The organism is Streptomyces sp. NPDC030809 (assembly GCF_055572195.1).
The window spans coordinates 284,316-300,531 of sequence record NZ_JBVIDV010000005.1 but is presented as its reverse complement, the minus strand read 5'-3'; the positions used below and the strand labels follow the sequence as shown (position 1 = coordinate 300,531).

Below are 16,216 nucleotides of genomic sequence, written 5' to 3'. Positions count from 1 at the left end.
GGACCAGGCGGGAGGAGGAGACCGCCATGTCCGAAAGCCCCCAGGAACTCAAGACGCTGATCCGCAGCGCCCCCCTCAGCTTCGTCGGCACGGTCACACGACTCGGTGCCGCGCGGCTGAAGGACATCCCCGTCGACGAACGGACGGCCGTGGTCCAGGTGGACACGGTGCTGCACGCGCCCGAAGCCTTCCAGCGGCTCGCGGGCAGCGAGGTCACCGTCCAGCTGTCGGGCGACCTGGCCCCGCCCGCCGTCGGCGACGCGGCGGCCTTCTTCACCGACGGAGTGGCCTACGGCGAGGGCCTCGCCGTCACGGAGGTCGGGCGGCTCCCCGCCGACGCCGTCCAGGAGAACATCTCCATGGTGGCCCGCACCGCCGACGCGATGCCGTTCTCCGCGCTCCAGCGGGACATCGCGGACGAGGACCTGGCCGAGCACGCCGCCCAGGCGGACGCCGTGGTGGTGGGCGTGGTCGTGTCCCTGGAGCAGATCGCCGACGAGCAACCCTCCGAGCACGACCCCGACTGGTGGCGCGCCCGCCTGAGCGTGTCCGCCGTCGAGCGCGGGCCGGTCCGGCCCGGTCCGCTCGATGTGCTCTACCCCAACAGCTTCGACTTCCGCTGGTACCGGGCGCCGAAGCCCGCCGCCTCGCAGGAGGGGATGTGGCTCCTGCACGCCACCGAGGGCGCGCTGCGCGACTGGGCCCCGTACCAGCTCCTCCACCCCGATGACCAGCAGCCGGTGCAGAGGGCCGACGCGCTGCATGGCGAATGGAGGTGAGCGGCCATGGCCACTCTGAAGGTCGTCAACATCACGCCCGTCGCGCTCAGCGGCGACAGGAGCCAGGACGGCGAACCCAGCCTCGCCGTCAACCCCGAGCGCCCCACCGAGATGGTCGCGACCGCCTTCACGCCCGACCCCATGGGCGGCCCGCTCGCCCCCGTCTACGTCTCCACCAACGGCGGGGACACCTGGGTGCTGCGCAGCATCGTGCCGGGCGGCACGCAGGGCCTGGGCACCGGTGACATCTCGGTCAGCTTCGCCTCCCGGGGCGGCGCCCTCTATGCGGGCATCCTCAACGGCCGGGCGGCCGTCGAGAACATCCTGCGCATGCAGGTGCTGCGCGCCGCCGGAATCTCGGCCACCAGCCCCATGGAGGTGCTCGTCTCCCGGGACGAGGAGGACCAGCCGTGGGTGGTCGCCGGCAGCGTGGAGCAGGACGGCACGGTCCGCGACCGCGTCTACGTCGCCAGCAACGACTTCGGTCAGGGGACCGGCCGGACCGCCACCGTGGACGTATCGGGCAATGCCCGCACGGAGGGGCCGCCGGCCGGATTCCGGCGCCATGCGATCGAGCGGCGCGCGACCACCGGCCAGGACGGGCCGCCGGTACGGGTGGCCCTGCACCCGGACGGCACGGTGTACGCGGTGTTCCAGAGCTGGCGGAGCAGGTCCGGCCCGAACGTCCGCTTCGACGTCGTGGTCACGCGGGACGACGACGGCGCCGTGGGGGCGAACCCGTTCGAACACCTCAAGGACGCCCAGGACTCCGCCCCCGGCCAGCGCGTCGCCGAGGACCGGTTCGTGAAGTTCGGCGCGGTCATGGGCCAGGACCGGCTCGGCGGCGACCTGTCGATCGCGGTGGACCCCACCGACCCCGGCAGCGTCTGGGTGGCCTGGTGCGACCGCGTCGGCGGGCTGACCGGCACGGACTACACCCTGCACGTGCGCCACTCCACCGACCACGGGCAGACCTGGTCCGACGACGTGCGCACCCTCACCGACGCCAAGAACCCGGCCCTCGCGGTCAGCACCGACTCCCTGCTCGGGCTGGCCAGCCAGCGCTTCACCCAGGGGCAGTGGGTCACGGTGCTGGAGCTCACCGGCGACGACTGGCAGACCCCGCCCGAGCGGCACGTGCTGCACCAGGCGCCCGCGAACGTCCCCCCGCGCCGCAGCCTGCCGTACCTGGGCGACTACATGCGGCTGCTCACGGTCGGCCGGGACTTCTACGGGGTGTTCTCGGGCAACAACACGCCCGACACGGCGAACTTCCCCGCGGGGGTCACGTACCAGCGGCACGCCGACTTCGTCAGCCACCAGCTGCTCGACCTCGACAACGTCACGCGCGTGCCGCCGTCGATCGACCCGTTCTTCTACCACCGGGCGGCCTGAGCGGGGCCGCGGCAGGAGCCGGGACGGGCACGTGCATGGTCGTGTTCCGGCCACTTCCGGCCACAGAGTGGGCAGCTGTGCCGGGTTTCGTTCGAACAGATTATGATCGCGACCGGTATCAGAAATTCTGTTCGAAGGGGACATATTTCATGGCTCAGGTCACGCTGAAGGGCAACCCGGTCCAGGTGAACGGCACGCTGCCGGCCCCCGGCACCCAGGCCCCCGCGTTCGCCCTGGTCGCGGCCGGCCTGGCCGACACCTCGCTCGCGGACTTCGCCGGCAAGCGCAAGCTGCTCAACATCTTCCCGAGCGTCGACACCCCCACCTGCGCGGCCTCCGTCCGTGCGTTCAACGAGAGCGCCTCGAAGCTCGACAACACCGTCGTGCTGTGCATCTCCGCCGACCTGCCCTTCGCGCAGGCGCGTTTCTGCGGCGCCGAGGGCCTGGAGGCCGTGCACAACCTCTCCACCCTGCGCGGCCGTGAGTTCCACGAGGCCTACGGCGTGGACATCGCCGACGGCCCGCTCGCCGGCCTGACCGCCCGCGCCGTCGTCGTCCTCGACGAGAACGACAACGTCCTGCACTCGCAGCTGGTCGGCGAGATCGCCGAGGAGCCGAACTACGACGCCGCCCTCGCGGTCCTGAAGTAGTCCCCGCCCCCTCCGTGCGGCGTCGCCACCACCCGTCGTGGCGACGCCGCACGGCTGCGCGGGGACCTGGCCGGGAACCGGCCCGTATGGCAGTCTGACGAGCGTGATCGTCAGGCTGAGCGAGGCGCGCGTGCGCCCTGAACGCTTCGATGCGTTCCACGACTTGATCGTCTCCGCGGTGCGCGAATTCCCCGCCCGCCACCCCGGCCTGCTCGGCCACGAGGTGCTGGTCTCCCCGCCCGGCTCGCTCGTGTACGTGAGCCGCTGGCGCAGCGAGCAGGACCTGGCCGCCTTCGCCGGAGAGCACTGGCGCGACCAGCCGGTGGTCCTGCCGGGCGAGGAGGAGTACCTCCTGGCACCCCTCGAAGTGAGGCACTTCACCCCCGCGCCACTGGACTGAGCCCGGCCCCTCCGTCGCGGCGGCCACGAGCGCCCCGCCGGCAGGCCGGAACCGCGTCGCCCGCAGCCGCCCACCGGGCGCAGGGCGGGGGCCGGGCATAGCCTGGAACTGTCCCGCGCTGCGTCCTTCGACGGGAGGCGTGATGACGTTCGTACAGGTCATCGACTGCAAGACGAGCAGGGCCGATGAGTTGAACAAGCTGATGGACTCCTGGGTCGAGGCGACCCGGGGCAAGCGGACGGCGACCCACTCCATCGTGGGCCGCGACCGCTCGGACTCCACCCACGTGGTGGAGATCGTGGAGTTCCCCTCCTACGAGGAGGCGATGAAGAACTCGCACCTGCCCGAGACCGACCGGATATTCCGGGAGATGGTCGCCCTGTGCGACGTGGAGCCGTCCTTCACGGACCTCGACGTGGTGCGCGACGAGCAGCTGAACAAGGCCGTGGTGCAGAGCTTCTTCGACGAGGTGATCAACGCGGGGAACATCGACGCGGCGGACACCATCTGCACCCCCGACTACCGGGAACACGACCCGTCCCTGTCCTCGTACGACATCGGGCTCGAACAGGCCAAGGCCGAGAACCGCGAGATCATGGAGGCCTTCCGCCCCCGGGGGACCATCGAGAGCATGGTCGCCGAGGGCGACACGGTCTGCGTCCGCGCGACGTTCAAAGGGCGCCACGTGGGCACGTACCAGGGCATGCAGGCCACCGACCGCGAGGTCACCGGCACCGGCCACGCGACCTTCCGCTGCGTCGGCGGCAGGATCGCGGAGAGCTGGTGGAACTTCGACGACCTCGGCCTGCTGCAGCAGCTCGGAGTGATGGAGGGCTGACCGCTCAGGGCGCGTCCGGCTGCCGGACCGCGATCCGTCCGGCAGCGGCGAGCCGGGACAGCCGCCGCTCCTCGCGCGCGGCCCAGCGCCTCACCCGGTCGGGGTCGAGCGGGGTGCCGTGGCCCACGTGCAGCCGGGCCGGGTCCAGGGCGAGCATCCTGCGCAGGCTGGCCAGGTTGAGCAGCGGATCGTCGTGGAAGGGCGGGTTGGCCGGGCGGCCGCGCACGAGACCGAAGAAGGAGTTGGCGATCAGGTCGCCCGCCACCAGGTCCCCCTGACCGGTGAGGACCGAGACCGACCCGGCGGTGTGTCCGGGGGTGGGCATGATGCGTGCCGAGATCCCGAAGTCCTCCAGGTCGGTCTCGCCGGTCAGGAGCAGGTCGGGCTCGAAGGGCTCGGCCCGCACGTGCAGGTCCTTGTTCCGGGCCATGAGGCGGCCCATCGGGCCGGTGGGCAGATAGGGCTCGCGCACCCGCCCGGTCCGGAACGGTCCGAGGTCGGCTGCGTGCCCCGCGACCGGCGCCCCCGTCAGGCGGCGCAGCTCGGCGGCGGAGCCGAAATGGTCGATGTGCCCGTGGGTGACGACGATCAGCGACACGTCGGCGGGGTCCACGCCATGGGCGGCGACCTGCTCGTGGATCCGCCGGCCGCTGCCGGGGGTCCCCGCGTCCACGATGACGGGCCGGCGGCCCAGCAGCAGGTACGCGTTGATGTGGTGCCGGCCCATGACGGGGATCGGGACGACCTTGGTTCGGGACACGGTGTTCTCCTGGGGCATCGGGCATGCGGCATGCGGCATGCGGCATGCGCTACGGGGCGTGGGGTCAGCGGGCATGGCCGACCGCCGCCGGGCGGTGCCCCGCGGGCGGTCGGGGAAGGCGGGCGGTCGGGGAAGGGCGGGGCAGGGGTCTGCGGATGCGGTGCGGTCAGCGGAAGCGGCGCCGGTATTCGGCGGGGGTGGTGCCGAGGCGGCGCCGGAAGGCCCGGTGCAGGCTCTCCACCGAGCCGAGTCCGCTGCGGGCGGCGATCTCGGGCAGCCCGTGGCCGCCGTCCTGGAGGAGCCGGCGGGCCGCCTCCAGCCGCACGGATTCCACGTACGCGGCCGGGGTGGTGCCGGTCCGCCGCCGGAACACCCGGGTGAAGTGCCGCACGCTCAGGTGCAGCCGCGCGGCCAGCGCCTCGGCGGACAGGTCCTCGGCCGGGTGCTCGCCGATCCACCGGCGCAGGTCGTCGATCCGGTCGCCGGGGCCCGCCGGCACGGCCAGCGGGACGCTGAACTGGCTCTGCCCGCCGGAGCGGTTGACGTACATGACCATGGTGCGGGCGGTGGCCAGCGCGCGGTCCGGCCCGTGGTCCTCGGTGACCATGGCCAGGGCCATGTCCATGCCCGCGGCGATGCCGGCGCAGGTCCAGAGCCGGCCCTCGCGGATGAAGATCGGATCCGGATCGACGGCGACCCGCGGGTGGTCCGCGGCCAGCCGCGCGGCCGTGCGCCAGTGGGTGGTGGCGGACAGCCCGTCCAGCAGGCCCGCCGCGGCCAGCAGGTGCGCCCCCGAGCAGACGGAGCCCAGCCGGTGGGTGCCGGGTGCCGCCGTCCGCAGCCAGTCGATGATCCCGGTGTCGAGCACCGGCTCCACGCCCTGCTCGCCGACGTGGACGGCACCCGACACGAGCAGGGTGTCCACGTCGCCGGGCACCTCGTCCAGCCGCATGTCCGCCATCAGCCGGATCCCGCCGGCGGTGGCCACCGGCTCGCCCGCGGCGGTCGCGATGCGGACGGTGTAGCCGGCGGTGCCGGCGTCGGCGCCGGCGACCCGGCTGGCGACCGAGAACACCTCGGCCGGGCCGGTGACGTTGAGCAGCTCGACGCCCGGGAAGGCGGCGATGACGACCCTGTGCGGTGGAAGCATGCACCGATCATTTCGCCTCGCCGGAACGGCCGCAATGACCAGCTTCTGTCAGATCCGGACCTGCGATGACGGGTCCCCGGCACCACACCACGGCAGTCGGGGCAGGCGGTCAGGGCGAGTGCCTCGACGGCCAGGGAGCGGCCCGTGGTGCCGAGGCCGGAGCCGTCCGCTCCGGTGACCGGCTGCCGGCCGAGGTCCCGCAGGGGGGCCTGGTGGCGCAGGGTGCGCCCCGGCTGCGCCGGAGCGCCCTCGGGGACCCCGTCCCGCAGGCGTCCTGGCGGACGGCGTCGTTGAGGCCGAGCCGAGCCGCGCCGAGCCGAGCCGCGCTGAGCCGAGTCGAGCCGAGCCGCGCTGAGCCGCGCCGACCGGCGTCGGCCCCGGCATGCGCGGTGCGGCGGGGGCCGCAGCCGGGAGGCGCCCTTCGTCAGAGGACGAGGTCGTCGTTCTCGTCGAAGATCCAGCCGTCCTCGTAGAGCACTTCGAAGAGGTGGCCGTCGGCATCGGTGAAGTACCCGCTGTGCCCCCAGGGGTTGGGTCCCGCCGGGCGCGTGACGGAGGCACCCAGCTCGGCCGCCCTGGCCATCACCTCGTACACCTCGTCGGCGCTGCGCGCCACGTACGCCAGGGCGAACCCGCGGAAGCCGCCCGGCTCCCGCTCGGGCAGGCCCGCATCGGCCGCGAAGGCCGACCGGGACTGGAACGCGACCGCGACCCCGCCCAGTTCGAACAGCGCGAACTCCTCCGACCCCTTCGCGGACCGCTTCCATCCCAGCGCCTCGTAGAACGCGACCGAGGCGGCGACATCGCGCACGCCGAGCAGGATCAGATTCAGTCGCTGCCGCATGTCTTCCTCCTGGAACGGCGCCCGGCCCGCCATCCTGCCACTCCGGTATCCACGGCACCAGCATGATCCAACAGGCGGACGCGGTGATCCACATCGGCCGACGGGTGGGCATACTCGCCTCCATGACTCTCCACACGTCCCGTGAACCGCTGACCGTGCCCGCCGCCCCCGACACCGCCGCCTGCGCCGCCGCGCTCGAAGTCGCCACCGCCTACTGCTCCCCGGCGCTGCTCAACCACTCGGTGCGGTCCTACATCTGGGCCTGTGCGTACGCCGCGGACCGGGGCATCGCGTACGACGCCGAGCTGCTGTACGTCTCCGCGGTGCTCCACGACATCGGCCTGGTACCGGAGTTCGACAGCCACACGGTGCCCTTCGACGAGGCCGGCGGGCACGTGGCCTGGGTGTTCGGTGCCGGCGCGGGCTGGCCGGCGGCGCGCCGGCAGCGGCTGCACGAGATCATCGTGCGGCACATGTGGGACGCGGTGGACCTGGTGCAGGACCCGGAGGGGCACCTGCTGGAGCGCTCCACCGGCGTGGACATCTCGGGGCGCAACGCGGACGACTTCAGCGCCGAGTTCCGAGCCGAGGTCCTCGCCCGGTACCCCCGCGGGGGTCTGGCGGAGGAGTTCCTGGGGTGCTTCCGCGACCAGGCCGCCCGCAAGCCGGAGAGCTCCGCGGCAGCAGCCGTACGCGGCGGGCTCGCCGACCGCATCCTGGCCGAGCCGCACCCGCTGGAGCGCTGACCGGAGCCGGGTCGCCGCCCTGATCCCCGCGCCGCCCCGATCCCCGCGCCCTGCGGTCAGCGTCCCGGGGGGGCTAGCGGTACGTGAGCTCGGCGAGCTCGGCGGCCAGGCGGCGGTGCAGTGCCGGGATGCGGGAGGCCGCGGGCAGCAGGGTGTCGCGGGCGGCGCGCAGGACCGGGTTGCGGACGGTCGCGACCCGGGTCATGCGGTCGGTGAGGGCCACCACCCGCTGGGCGACGGGCCGCCGGCGGGCCTCGTAGCCGTCGAGGTCCCCGTCGGCGAAGGCGCGGCCGAGCGCGTACGCATCCTGGATGCCGGTGTTCATGCCCTGGCCGCCCGCCGGGCTGTGGACGTGGGCGGCGTCCCCGGCGAGCAGGAGCCGTCCCGAGCGGTAGCGGTCGGCGACCCGGTGGTGGATCCGGAACCGGGAGGACCACGAGAGCCCGCGGACGGTGGCCTGGCCGGGCGCGCGCCCGGCCAGCAGGTCCCGGACGAAGGCCGGGTCCGGCTCGGCGGGGGCCTCGGCCGCGCTCGCGACCACCCGGTAGTGCCCTCCGGGCAGCGGGGCGACCACCGTGAGCCCGGCGGCGCCCAGGAAGAGCGAGACCTCGCCGGGGCCCGGAGCCCAGTCCATGACCACGTCGGCGAGGACGAAGGACTCCTCGTACGCGCTGCCCGTGAAGCCGATCCCGGCGGCCCGGCGGACCAGGCTGTGCATCCCGTCGGCGCCGACCACGTGGCCGGCGCGCAGGGTCCGGCCGGTGGCGGTGGTGAGGGTGGCCCCGTCCGCGTCCTGGGTGACCGAGGTGACCTCGTGCGGGCGGTGCACCTGGCCGCCGAGGGCGTGCAGACGGGCGAGGAGCACCGCCTCGGTCCGGTCCTGGGGGACCATCAGCGCGTACGGGTAGGCAGTCGGCAGGCCGTCGAAGCGGACCGTGGCGAGCGGGCGGGCGCCCGCGCGGATCCGGAACGTGCTCACGGGGGTGCCCAGGGCGATCAGCTCGGCGGACAGGGATCCGGAGGGGTCCATCTCGTCGAGGACCTCCAGGGTGCGGGCGTGTACGACGGCCGCGCGGGAGGTGTTGGCGCCCTCCGCCTGCCGGTCGAGGAGCACGCACCGGATGCCGGCCCCGGCCAGGGTCACGGCGAGGGCGAGGCCGGTGGGTCCGGCGCCGACCACGGCCACGTCGGTGGTGTCGGGAAGCGGGATCGCACGCGGGGCGGTGCCGGTCATGACGAGCCTCCTCCGGAGGGCCAACACTTGTTGGCCAACGTCTGTTGACCAAAGAGTGCATGGATGGGTCCGGCATGTCAACGGTTGTTGGCCAACGAGTGTTGGCCTACGGTGGACGGCATGACGGCACGACGCACTTCCGACGACACCAAGGCCGCGATCCTGCGCGCCGCACGCGAACGCTTCGCCGTGCAGGGCTACGAGCGCACCACCATCCGCGCCATCGCCGCGGACGCGGAGATCGACCCCTCGATGGTCATGCGGTACTTCGGCAGCAAGGAGCAGCTGTTCGGCGCCAGCCTGGCCATCGACCTGCGCCTGCCCGACCTGGGCGCGGTGCCCGCCGAGGAGCTGCCCGCCGCCCTGGTCCGGCACTTCGTGACCCGCTGGGAGGGCGACCCGGCGGACGACGCCCTGCTGATGCTGCTGCGCTCCGCGGTGACGAACGAGCAGGCCGCCGGCCGCATGCGGGAGGTGTTCGCGTCCCAGGTGGCCCCCGCACTGGCTGCGGCCCTCGGCCCGGAGCGGGCGGCCCGGGTGGCGGGCCTGGTCTCCGCCCAGCTCCTGGGCCTGGCCCTGACCCGCTACCTGCTCAGACTCCCCGGGGTGGCCGCCCTGTCGCCCCAGGCCGTGGTCGACGGCCTGGCCCCCGCCCTGGCGGCCACCCTGTCCTCGCCCTAGGCGCGCGGACCGGCCGCGCCGCCGCACATCGCCCGGTCGTACAGGGCCAAGAGCGCCGCGTCGATGGGGTGCGGCTGCGGAGTGCCCGCGGGGTCGAGCGCGTTCCACCGCTGGAGGTTGACGGCGACGGACATCTGGCGCCGGCCGTCCGACCGGGTCAGGGAGATCGTCCCGGCGCCCCACACCGTGCCGTCGTGGCCCCAGAACGTGCCGCACCGGGTGTCCACCCGGTGCAGCCCGAGCCCGTACCGGACCGTCGAGCCGTCCAGGGCCCGGACCGGGATCGTCCGCTGCATCTCGGCCAGCGAGGACGGGCTGACGATCCGCCCGGCGAGCAGGGCGGCGTAGAAGCGGTTCAGGTCGGCCGTGGTCGACACGAGCGCGGCGCCGGTCCCCGTCCAGGACATGTCGTAGACGCTGTAGTCGCGCGGGGGGTCGAGGAGGCCGTGGAACGCCTCGTACATCCGCGCGTGCGGACCCTCGATCCGCGGCCCGGTGGGGAAGGCCGTCGCGCGCAGCCCGGCCCGTCCGATCACCTGGCGCGTGATGGCCGTCTCGGCCGGGAGGCCGGTCACCCGCTCCAACAGCTGCCCCAGCAGGAGGTAGTTGGTGTTGGAGTACACCCCGGTGGCGGCCCCCGGCTCGCCGGTGGGCGGCGCCGACAGACCCAGCCCGATCAGCTCTTCGGGGGTGAAGTGCCGGAAGCGGTTCTCGTCGAGGCTCCGGGGGGACATGTCGGGGAGGGAAGGGAAGCCCTGGAGGGACGGGAAGGCGTACGGGATGTAGTCGGGGATGCCGCTGGTGTGGTTCAGCAGCATCCGCACGGTGACCCTCCTGCCGCGTTCACCCGGCACCAGGTCCGACAGGTAGTCGCCGACCGGTGCGTCGAGGCGGATCCGTCCCTGCTCGACCTGCTGCATGACCGCCGCGGCGGTGAACGTCTTGGTGATGCTGCCGACGCGCTGGAGCATGCCGGGGGTGACGGGGCGCCCGGTCGCGGTGTCGGCCACCCCGGAGGCCCCGCGCCAGGTCAGCCGGCCGTCGCGGACCTCCGCGAACACCCCCGGCACGCCCGCCCGGTGGACGTCCTCCAGCGCCCTGCCGAGCGCTCCCGCCGCTCGCGCCGCGGGTGGGCCCGACGGCGTCGCTGCCGCAGCCGCACCCGTACTCGCGGGCGCGCACAGCGCGAGCGCAGCCGCGCCCACCGCCAGCCTGATCCGCGCGGCCTTCGCCCTGGTCCTCTTCCTCTTCATGGCTTGCTTCCCTTCGCCGGTCACGGGGCCAGTGCGCGACCCAACGCCGCGCCCAGTTCATGGATCTGACGCTGCGACACCTCGGCCGACGCGATCGCCTGGGAGCCGTGGAAGGTGCCGGGCCACTGGTGCAGCTCGACCGTCACGCCCGCGCGCAGGAGCCGCAGCGCGTAATCGATCCCCTCGTCGCGGTTCGGGTCGAGCTCGGCGGTGGCGATGTAGGCGGACGGCAGTCCCGACAGGTCGGCGGCCCGCGCGGGTGCGGCGTACGCGGTCGCGGGCCGTGCGCCGAGATAGTGCCGCCAGGAGGCGCGGAGCTTGTCCCGGGTCAACCAGGGGGTGTCGGTGAAGTGCCGCTGGGACCAGGTCTCCTGGCGGTCGTCGAGTCCGGGTTCGTTGAGCAGCTGGAAGCGGATCGCCGGACCGTCCTCGTCCCGGGCCCGCAGCGCCACCGCCGCCGCGAGGTTCGCGCCCGCGCTGTGCCCGCCGACGGCCACCCGCGCAGGGTCCACGCCGAGGCCGTCCGCGTGCTCCGCGGTCCAGCGCAGCGCCGCCCACACGTCGTCCAGGGCGGCGGGATAAGGGTGTTCGGGCGAGAGCCGGTAGCCCACCGAGACCACCACCGCCTCCGCGGCGAGGGCGATCCGGGCGGCCCAGTGGTCCTCGGTGTCCAGGTCGCCCACCACGTGCCCGCCGCCGTGCATCCAGACGACGGCGCCCTGCGGCCCGTACGACGGACGCCGCGGGCGGTACACCCGGACCGGCACGGCCGGTTCGGCAGGCACGAGGCGGTCCTCGACGAGCAGCGCCGAGGTGTCCGCGGCCGGCCTCGCGGCGGCCAGTGCCGCGTAGACCTTCCGGTCGGCGACCGGATCGGTCCAGTCGCTTCGTGGGAACAGCGGTACGAATGCTTCGAGTTCGGGGTCCATGGCGACCATCCTGGCTGCCCCACCCTGCGGAGTCGTCCGCCGCCCGTCGCGCATGGCACCCGAGCCACGCACCGAACGGCGCGGCTCCCGCCTCCTATCCTCCTGCCATGGAGGCACTGGCCCTACGGCTGTCCGGACTCGACCCCTACGTCGACGGCGCGATACGCATCGTCGCCTTCTACGACACGCTCATGCGCCGGCGGGTGGACCTGCCCGCCCTCGGCCGCGCCTCGGCCGCCCTCGCCGAATGCACCGTGGGCATACGGCTCCGCGGTACGGGACGCGTCGTACGCACGGCCCCCGACGGCCGGCCGGCCCCCGCCGGGCCGGCGACCGCCTCCACCACCGTCCCGATCACGCTCGACGAGGAAGAGATCGGCACGGTGTGGCTGGAGCGCCCCGGCCCGGCGGGCCCCCTCGACGAGCTGCTCCTCGACCGGCTGGCCCTCGCCTCCGCCGGGGTGGTCGAACGCTACGGCCCGGCCCGCACCACCATGGCCGACCCCGCCCTCGTCGAACTCGCCATCAGCGCCGACACCGACGCGGCCGATCGTGCCCGGGCCCTGCGGCTCCTGGGCTTCGCCCCCGGAGCGCCCCTGCGCGTCCTCGCCGTACGCTCGCCCCTGCCGCTCGACCGGGTCGGCACCCTGCTGTGCCCGGCAGGGCCCGTCAAAGCGGCCCTCATCGGCGAGGTGGGCGCCGTCCTGGCCGCCTCGGTCGCCCCGGCCCGCCTCCCCGACGCCCGCGCGGGCCTGGGCGCCGCCGCCGGCCCCGACCGCTCCTGGCACCAGGCCCGCGCCGCCCTGCGCTTCACCACCCCGCGCGAGCCCTTCGTCCGCTACGCCGACCTGGGAGCGCTGGCCCTGCTGGCCGAGCTCCCGGAAGCGGCCCTGCGGGACAATCCCGACGTGGCGGCCATCGCCCGCCTGGCAACCGACGGGCAGGACCTCGAAACCCTGGACGCCTACTGCACCACGGGCTCGCTGCGCCGCTCCGCCGAACTCCTCCACCTCCACCACAGCAGCGTCTCCCGCCGCCTGGACCACCTCGCCAAGACCCTCCCCATGGACCTCACCACCGCCCCCGGCCGGCTCCGCGCCACCCTGGCCCTCACGTCCTGGCGCCTCCTCGCCGACGGCCGCCCGGGGTGAGCGGGGCGGTGCTCCCCGGACCCGTGGCCCCATGAGGCGAACCCCGTGTGTGCCGGACCGGAATGTGCCAGGCTCGGAGCGCGCGCAGCCCGGGGCGGGCGGTGCGCCCGGCGGGGCGGTCCGCGCCCGGCAGGGGAGCGGACGGGGGTGGGGATGGAGCTGATCATCGGGGTGGCCGATCCCGAAGAGGGCGCTGCCGTAAGGGACTTCTTCCGATGGCTGGGCAACGAGGAGGAACTGCCGGGGGAGGTGCGGCTCGGGACGGAGCGGGTGCCCGGGGCGATGAGCGGGGGACTGGACGTCATCAACGTCGTGCTCACGCATTCCCTCGGCCTGGCCAACTTCGCCCTGCTGTACGCGGGTTGGCGCAAGGCGCGGCGCAGCCGCGCTGCGGTGACCTTCACCCGGGCCTCCGACGGGCTGGTGGTCACGGTGGAGGACGGCTCGGAGGAGACCGTGCGCCGGCTCCTCCAGGCGCTGGGCCCGAGTCCCGCTGCGGCGTCCGGTCCGGCGTCGGCCCCGAGTCCGGCCTCGGCCTCCGCGCCGGCCTCGCCTTCGGCCCCCGGGCCGGCCCCGGGTCCGGCCGCCGCCCCGGACCGGGCAACGCCCCCGCCCGGGAGGGACGGGCAGGGCGGCCGGGACGGGTCGGCGACGGGAGCCGCGTGACCGTGGAGCTCGCCGACCCCCACGGGTCGTACGCCGTCCTCATCGGCTCGACCCGGTACCGGGACCCGGCCCTGGACGACCTCCCCGCCGTTGCGGGCAACCTCCGCGACCTGGGACGGCTGCTGGAGGACCCGACCGTCTGGGGCCTCCCGCCGGAGAACTGCGTCCGCGTCGCGGACCCCGCCTCGCACGCGGCCGTCCTCGACGCCGTGCACGACGCGGCCCGCCGGGCCACCGACTCCCTCCTCGTCTACTACGCCGGGCACGGCATGCCCGGCCCCGACGGCGACGGCCTGCTGCTGGCCCTCCCCGCCACCGACCCCGACCGCCCCTACTCCTGGGTCGACTTCCGCTCCGTGCGCCGGGAGGTGCTCGCCACGGGACGCCGGGTCAACCGGGTGGTCATCCTGGACTGCTGCTACAGCGGCCAGGCCCTGGACGGCGGCATGAGCGGGGCGGTCCTGCTGGCGGAGCAGGCCCGCATCGCCGGCACCTACCTCCTCACCTCGACCTCCGCCAACCGGATGGCGCTGGCACCGCCGGGCGAGCCGCACACCGCCTTCACCGGCGAGCTCATCCGCCTCCTCGACCGGGGCCTGCCCGGCGCGGGACCGCTCATCGCCGCCCCGGACCTGTACGACCACCTGCTCGGGGAACTCCGCGCCAAGGACCGGCCTCTCCCGCAGCAGCGGCTGAGCAACACCGGACGCACCTTCGCCTTCGCCCGCAACCGGCACGGGACGGGACTTCCGCCCGCCGAACCCGCCGCCGCCGAGGCCCCCGCACCCGCGATCCCGGAGCGGCTGAGGGCCACGCTCCGCGCCCAGCCGCGGGTGATCGCCGAGCGGGCGGCCCAGTGGGCGGCGAAGGACGCCGGGGCCGGGCGCGTGCTGCTCACCCTGGCCGCCGAGACCCGGCCCGCCCAGGAGGCGGCGGCCCTGGTGCACTTGCTGCGCGGGCAGGAGCGGCATGACGAGGCGCAGACCGTGCTGGCGGCCGTCGCAGCGGAACGGGCGCCGGCCGACCTCGCCGCCTGCGTCCGTGCACTGCGGGCGACGGACGCCGACGAGGAGGCCGTACTGCTGGTGCACACGGTGGCGGAGGGCCGCCCGGCGGAGGACATCGCGAGGACGATCCGGCACCTGCGCGAGGACGCGGACGCGCCCCCGGGCGAAGCCGACCGGGACGGGGCAACCCTCCTCGCCGCTGCGGTCCGGCGGCTCCGGACCACCGAGGCGGTCCTCGACCTCGCCGGCGCCCTGTGGTCAGTGCAACTGGACGACTGCGCCGACGAGGTCCTGCAGGCACCCCCGGCCTCGCCACCGCAGGAGACCGCCCGCCTCGCCGAAGCACTGTGCACGATCGGACGCGTCGCGGAGGCACTGGCCCTGTACCGCCGGGTGATCACGACCGAACCCCGGCAGCCCGCGGAAGTCGTCCGCATGCTCCGCGCAGCCGACGGAGCGGGGCTCGCGACCCTGGCGGAGGCCCTGCTGTGGATCGCGGCGCAGGCCGCCCCGCCGATCGCCGGCATCGCGGACCTCTGCGACGCACTGTGGGCGGCCGGGATGGGGGACCGCGCCGGGCGGATCCTGCCCTGGTCGACGGGCCGGCTCGGCACTGCCGAGGTCATCGTGCTCGCCGAGAACGTGCACGCCCACGGCCACGAGGAGGAGGTCTTCCCCCTGCTCCGGCATGCGGCCGAGACCCGGCCCGTGGCGGAGACCCCCGTCCTGGTCCGGGCCCTGCGGACGATGGGCCGGCCCCTCGACGCCCAGCGGCTGCTGACGGAGACCGCCGCGCGGCCCGCCGAGGACCTCGCCGAGCTGCTGGGCCTCCTCCAGGACCAGGGCGCGGCCCGGGATCGGGAACGCGTACGGGACGCCCTGCCGGACGACCTCGTACTGCGGGCCCGGCTGATCCGGTTGCTCGATGCGGCGCGGCGGCCCGTCGAGGACCTCCTCGACCCGGTCCTGCGGCTGCCGCACGAACAGTTCGCAGGGATGCTCGCAACCCTGCGCGGGGAACGGGAAGGCCGGTCGATCGGCCCCCTCCTGCGCCTCCTGGTGCGCGCCGCCCCGGAGCGTGCGGCGGAGCGGCTGGACGCGCTCGGCGGATCGCGCGAGCACCTGCTCGACTGCGCCGTACTGCGCGCACACCTGAAGGCGTCCGGCGACCCGGTGGCGGGGGCGCTGGACGAGGTCCCGGACCAAGTGGTCCGGGACCTCGTGAGCCGGTCGAGCCGGCCGCTCGACGAGCGGGGCACGGCGATCGCCGCCCTCTGCGAGGCGGGCCTGGCGGCTCAGGTGGAGAGGAGCCTCGCGGTCGGGCTCCGGCACGCCCCGCGCACGGAGATCGTCCGCCTGCTCGGCCACATGGAGACCATGCGGCTGACCGAGGGCGCCCGGTGCGTCATCCGCAGTACCCATTGGATGCCCACGGACCAGTACTCGGACTTCGTCGTGGCACTCCTGCACGCGGAGCTGCGGGACTCGGCGCGGTACGCGGTGGAGTCCGCCCCCGACCGGGTGTGGCTCATCACCCGCCACCACGTGGCCGCGACCCTGGACATCGTGCTCCCCGAGCCGCCCGGCCTCCCGCCCCGCCCGCCCGGCCCGCCGGCCGCCCCGGGCGATCCGCACGCCGCGGCCCGCGGGGAGCCCTCCGCCCGCGGAGCGCACCCCGACCCCGCAGCTCCCGCGGCCGGTTTCCGGCGCCTCTTCCGCCGCCGCTGACGAGT

The 16,216-nt window shown here is 74.6% G+C and carries 16 protein-coding genes; 10 read left to right on the top strand and 6 right to left on the bottom strand.

Annotation, left to right across the window (positions count from 1 at the left end):
- Window positions 1-26: 26 nt before the first annotated feature.
- From ACZ407_RS09725 to ACZ407_RS09705, 5 genes are all read left to right on the top strand, one after another.
- Window positions 27-779 (top strand): hypothetical protein, encoded by a 753-nt coding sequence (locus ACZ407_RS09725; protein ID WP_468126991.1) that lies wholly within the window; start codon window positions 27-29, stop codon window positions 777-779.
- 6 nt (window positions 780-785) lie between these two features.
- Complete coding sequence (locus ACZ407_RS09720) at window positions 786-2,174, top strand: hypothetical protein (RefSeq protein WP_468126990.1); 1,389 nt, start codon at window positions 786-788, stop codon at window positions 2,172-2,174.
- A 149-nt stretch (window positions 2,175-2,323) separates the two neighbouring features.
- On the top strand, window positions 2,324-2,824 hold the full coding sequence (gene tpx, locus ACZ407_RS09715) for a thiol peroxidase (protein ID WP_468126988.1): 501 nt from the start codon (window positions 2,324-2,326) through the stop codon (window positions 2,822-2,824).
- A 103-nt stretch (window positions 2,825-2,927) separates the two neighbouring features.
- A complete protein-coding gene (locus ACZ407_RS09710) occupies window positions 2,928-3,224 on the top strand; it encodes a putative quinol monooxygenase (RefSeq protein WP_468126986.1) in 297 nt (98 codons plus the stop codon).
- 142 nt (window positions 3,225-3,366) lie between these two features.
- Window positions 3,367-4,062 carry an ester cyclase gene (locus tag ACZ407_RS09705; RefSeq protein WP_468126985.1) on the top strand — a complete coding sequence of 232 codons (696 nt, stop codon included), beginning with the start codon at window positions 3,367-3,369 and terminating at the stop codon, window positions 4,060-4,062.
- 4 nt (window positions 4,063-4,066) lie between these two features.
- On the opposite strand, the gene ACZ407_RS09700 is transcribed toward ACZ407_RS09705, so the two are convergent.
- From ACZ407_RS09700 to ACZ407_RS09690, 3 genes are all read right to left on the bottom strand, one after another.
- Entirely contained in the window at window positions 4,067-4,822 is a 756-nt protein-coding gene (locus ACZ407_RS09700) for an MBL fold metallo-hydrolase (RefSeq protein ID WP_468126984.1), read from the bottom strand.
- A gap of 166 nt (window positions 4,823-4,988) precedes the next feature.
- Window positions 4,989-5,972, bottom strand: a complete 984-nt coding sequence (locus ACZ407_RS09695; protein ID WP_468126982.1) for a GlxA family transcriptional regulator — start codon at window positions 5,970-5,972, stop codon at window positions 4,989-4,991.
- Between the two features lie 424 nt (window positions 5,973-6,396).
- Window positions 6,397-6,816, bottom strand: a complete 420-nt coding sequence (locus ACZ407_RS09690; protein WP_468126980.1) for a VOC family protein — start codon at window positions 6,814-6,816, stop codon at window positions 6,397-6,399.
- A gap of 122 nt (window positions 6,817-6,938) precedes the next feature.
- On the opposite strand from ACZ407_RS09690, the gene ACZ407_RS09685 reads away from it, so the two are divergent.
- Window positions 6,939-7,562, top strand: coding sequence for an HD domain-containing protein (locus tag ACZ407_RS09685; RefSeq protein WP_468126979.1), 624 nt, complete (start codon window positions 6,939-6,941; stop codon window positions 7,560-7,562).
- Between the two features lie 73 nt (window positions 7,563-7,635).
- Here ACZ407_RS09685 and ACZ407_RS09680 read toward each other — a convergent pair whose 3' ends face one another.
- Window positions 7,636-8,796: an FAD-dependent oxidoreductase gene (locus ACZ407_RS09680; RefSeq protein ID WP_468126977.1), complete on the bottom strand. Its 1,161-nt coding sequence runs from the start codon at window positions 8,794-8,796 to the stop codon at window positions 7,636-7,638.
- A gap of 120 nt (window positions 8,797-8,916) precedes the next feature.
- Between ACZ407_RS09680 and ACZ407_RS09675 the strand changes: the two genes are divergently transcribed.
- A complete protein-coding gene (locus tag ACZ407_RS09675) occupies window positions 8,917-9,477 on the top strand; it encodes a TetR/AcrR family transcriptional regulator (protein ID WP_468126976.1) in 561 nt (186 codons plus the stop codon).
- Here ACZ407_RS09675 and ACZ407_RS09670 read toward each other — a convergent pair.
- Both ACZ407_RS09670 and ACZ407_RS09665 read right to left on the bottom strand, forming a co-directional pair.
- Entirely contained in the window at window positions 9,474-10,730 is a 1,257-nt protein-coding gene (locus tag ACZ407_RS09670; RefSeq protein ID WP_468126975.1) for a serine hydrolase domain-containing protein, read from the bottom strand. The genes ACZ407_RS09675 and ACZ407_RS09670 overlap by 4 nt on opposite strands.
- Window positions 10,731-10,750: 20 nt before the next feature.
- Window positions 10,751-11,659 (bottom strand): alpha/beta hydrolase, encoded by a 909-nt coding sequence (locus ACZ407_RS09665; protein WP_468126973.1) that lies wholly within the window; start codon window positions 11,657-11,659, stop codon window positions 10,751-10,753.
- Window positions 11,660-11,766: 107 nt separating this feature from the next.
- Here ACZ407_RS09665 and ACZ407_RS09660 point away from each other — a divergent pair, with 107 nt between their 5' ends.
- From ACZ407_RS09660 to ACZ407_RS09650, 3 genes are all read left to right on the top strand, one after another.
- Window positions 11,767-12,810, top strand: coding sequence for a helix-turn-helix domain-containing protein (locus ACZ407_RS09660; RefSeq protein ID WP_468126972.1), 1,044 nt, complete (start codon window positions 11,767-11,769; stop codon window positions 12,808-12,810).
- Between the two features lie 153 nt (window positions 12,811-12,963).
- Complete coding sequence (locus ACZ407_RS09655; RefSeq protein WP_468126970.1) at window positions 12,964-13,476, top strand: effector-associated constant component EACC1; 513 nt, start codon at window positions 12,964-12,966, stop codon at window positions 13,474-13,476.
- Entirely contained in the window at window positions 13,473-16,211 is a 2,739-nt protein-coding gene (locus ACZ407_RS09650) for a caspase, EACC1-associated type (RefSeq protein WP_468126968.1), read from the top strand. The genes ACZ407_RS09655 and ACZ407_RS09650 overlap by 4 nt, the downstream gene beginning before the upstream one ends.
- The last annotated feature ends 5 nt before the right edge of the window (window positions 16,212-16,216 follow it).

What these genes read in the sequence shown, in the direction of transcription:
- ACZ407_RS09725 (WP_468126991.1), top strand. Translation starts at nt 27, where the DNA reads ATGTCCGAAAGCCCCCAGGAACTCAAGACGCTGATCCGCAGCGCCCCC.
- ACZ407_RS09720 (WP_468126990.1), top strand. Translation starts at nt 786, where the DNA reads ATGGCCACTCTGAAGGTCGTCAACATCACGCCCGTCGCGCTCAGCGGC.
- tpx (WP_468126988.1), top strand. Translation starts at nt 2,324, where the DNA reads ATGGCTCAGGTCACGCTGAAGGGCAACCCGGTCCAGGTGAACGGCACG.
- ACZ407_RS09705 (WP_468126985.1), top strand. Translation starts at nt 3,367, where the DNA reads ATGACGTTCGTACAGGTCATCGACTGCAAGACGAGCAGGGCCGATGAG.
- ACZ407_RS09695 (WP_468126982.1), bottom strand. Translation starts at nt 5,972, where the DNA reads ATGCTTCCACCGCACAGGGTCGTCATCGCCGCCTTCCCGGGCGTCGAG.
- ACZ407_RS09690 (WP_468126980.1), bottom strand. Translation starts at nt 6,816, where the DNA reads ATGCGGCAGCGACTGAATCTGATCCTGCTCGGCGTGCGCGATGTCGCC.
- ACZ407_RS09685 (WP_468126979.1), top strand. Translation starts at nt 6,939, where the DNA reads ATGACTCTCCACACGTCCCGTGAACCGCTGACCGTGCCCGCCGCCCCC.
- ACZ407_RS09680 (WP_468126977.1), bottom strand. Translation starts at nt 8,796, where the DNA reads ATGACCGGCACCGCCCCGCGTGCGATCCCGCTTCCCGACACCACCGAC.
- ACZ407_RS09675 (WP_468126976.1), top strand. Translation starts at nt 8,917, where the DNA reads ATGACGGCACGACGCACTTCCGACGACACCAAGGCCGCGATCCTGCGC.
- ACZ407_RS09670 (WP_468126975.1), bottom strand. Translation starts at nt 10,730, where the DNA reads ATGAAGAGGAAGAGGACCAGGGCGAAGGCCGCGCGGATCAGGCTGGCG.
- ACZ407_RS09665 (WP_468126973.1), bottom strand. Translation starts at nt 11,659, where the DNA reads ATGGACCCCGAACTCGAAGCATTCGTACCGCTGTTCCCACGAAGCGAC.
- ACZ407_RS09660 (WP_468126972.1), top strand. Translation starts at nt 11,767, where the DNA reads ATGGAGGCACTGGCCCTACGGCTGTCCGGACTCGACCCCTACGTCGAC.
- ACZ407_RS09655 (WP_468126970.1), top strand. Translation starts at nt 12,964, where the DNA reads ATGGAGCTGATCATCGGGGTGGCCGATCCCGAAGAGGGCGCTGCCGTA.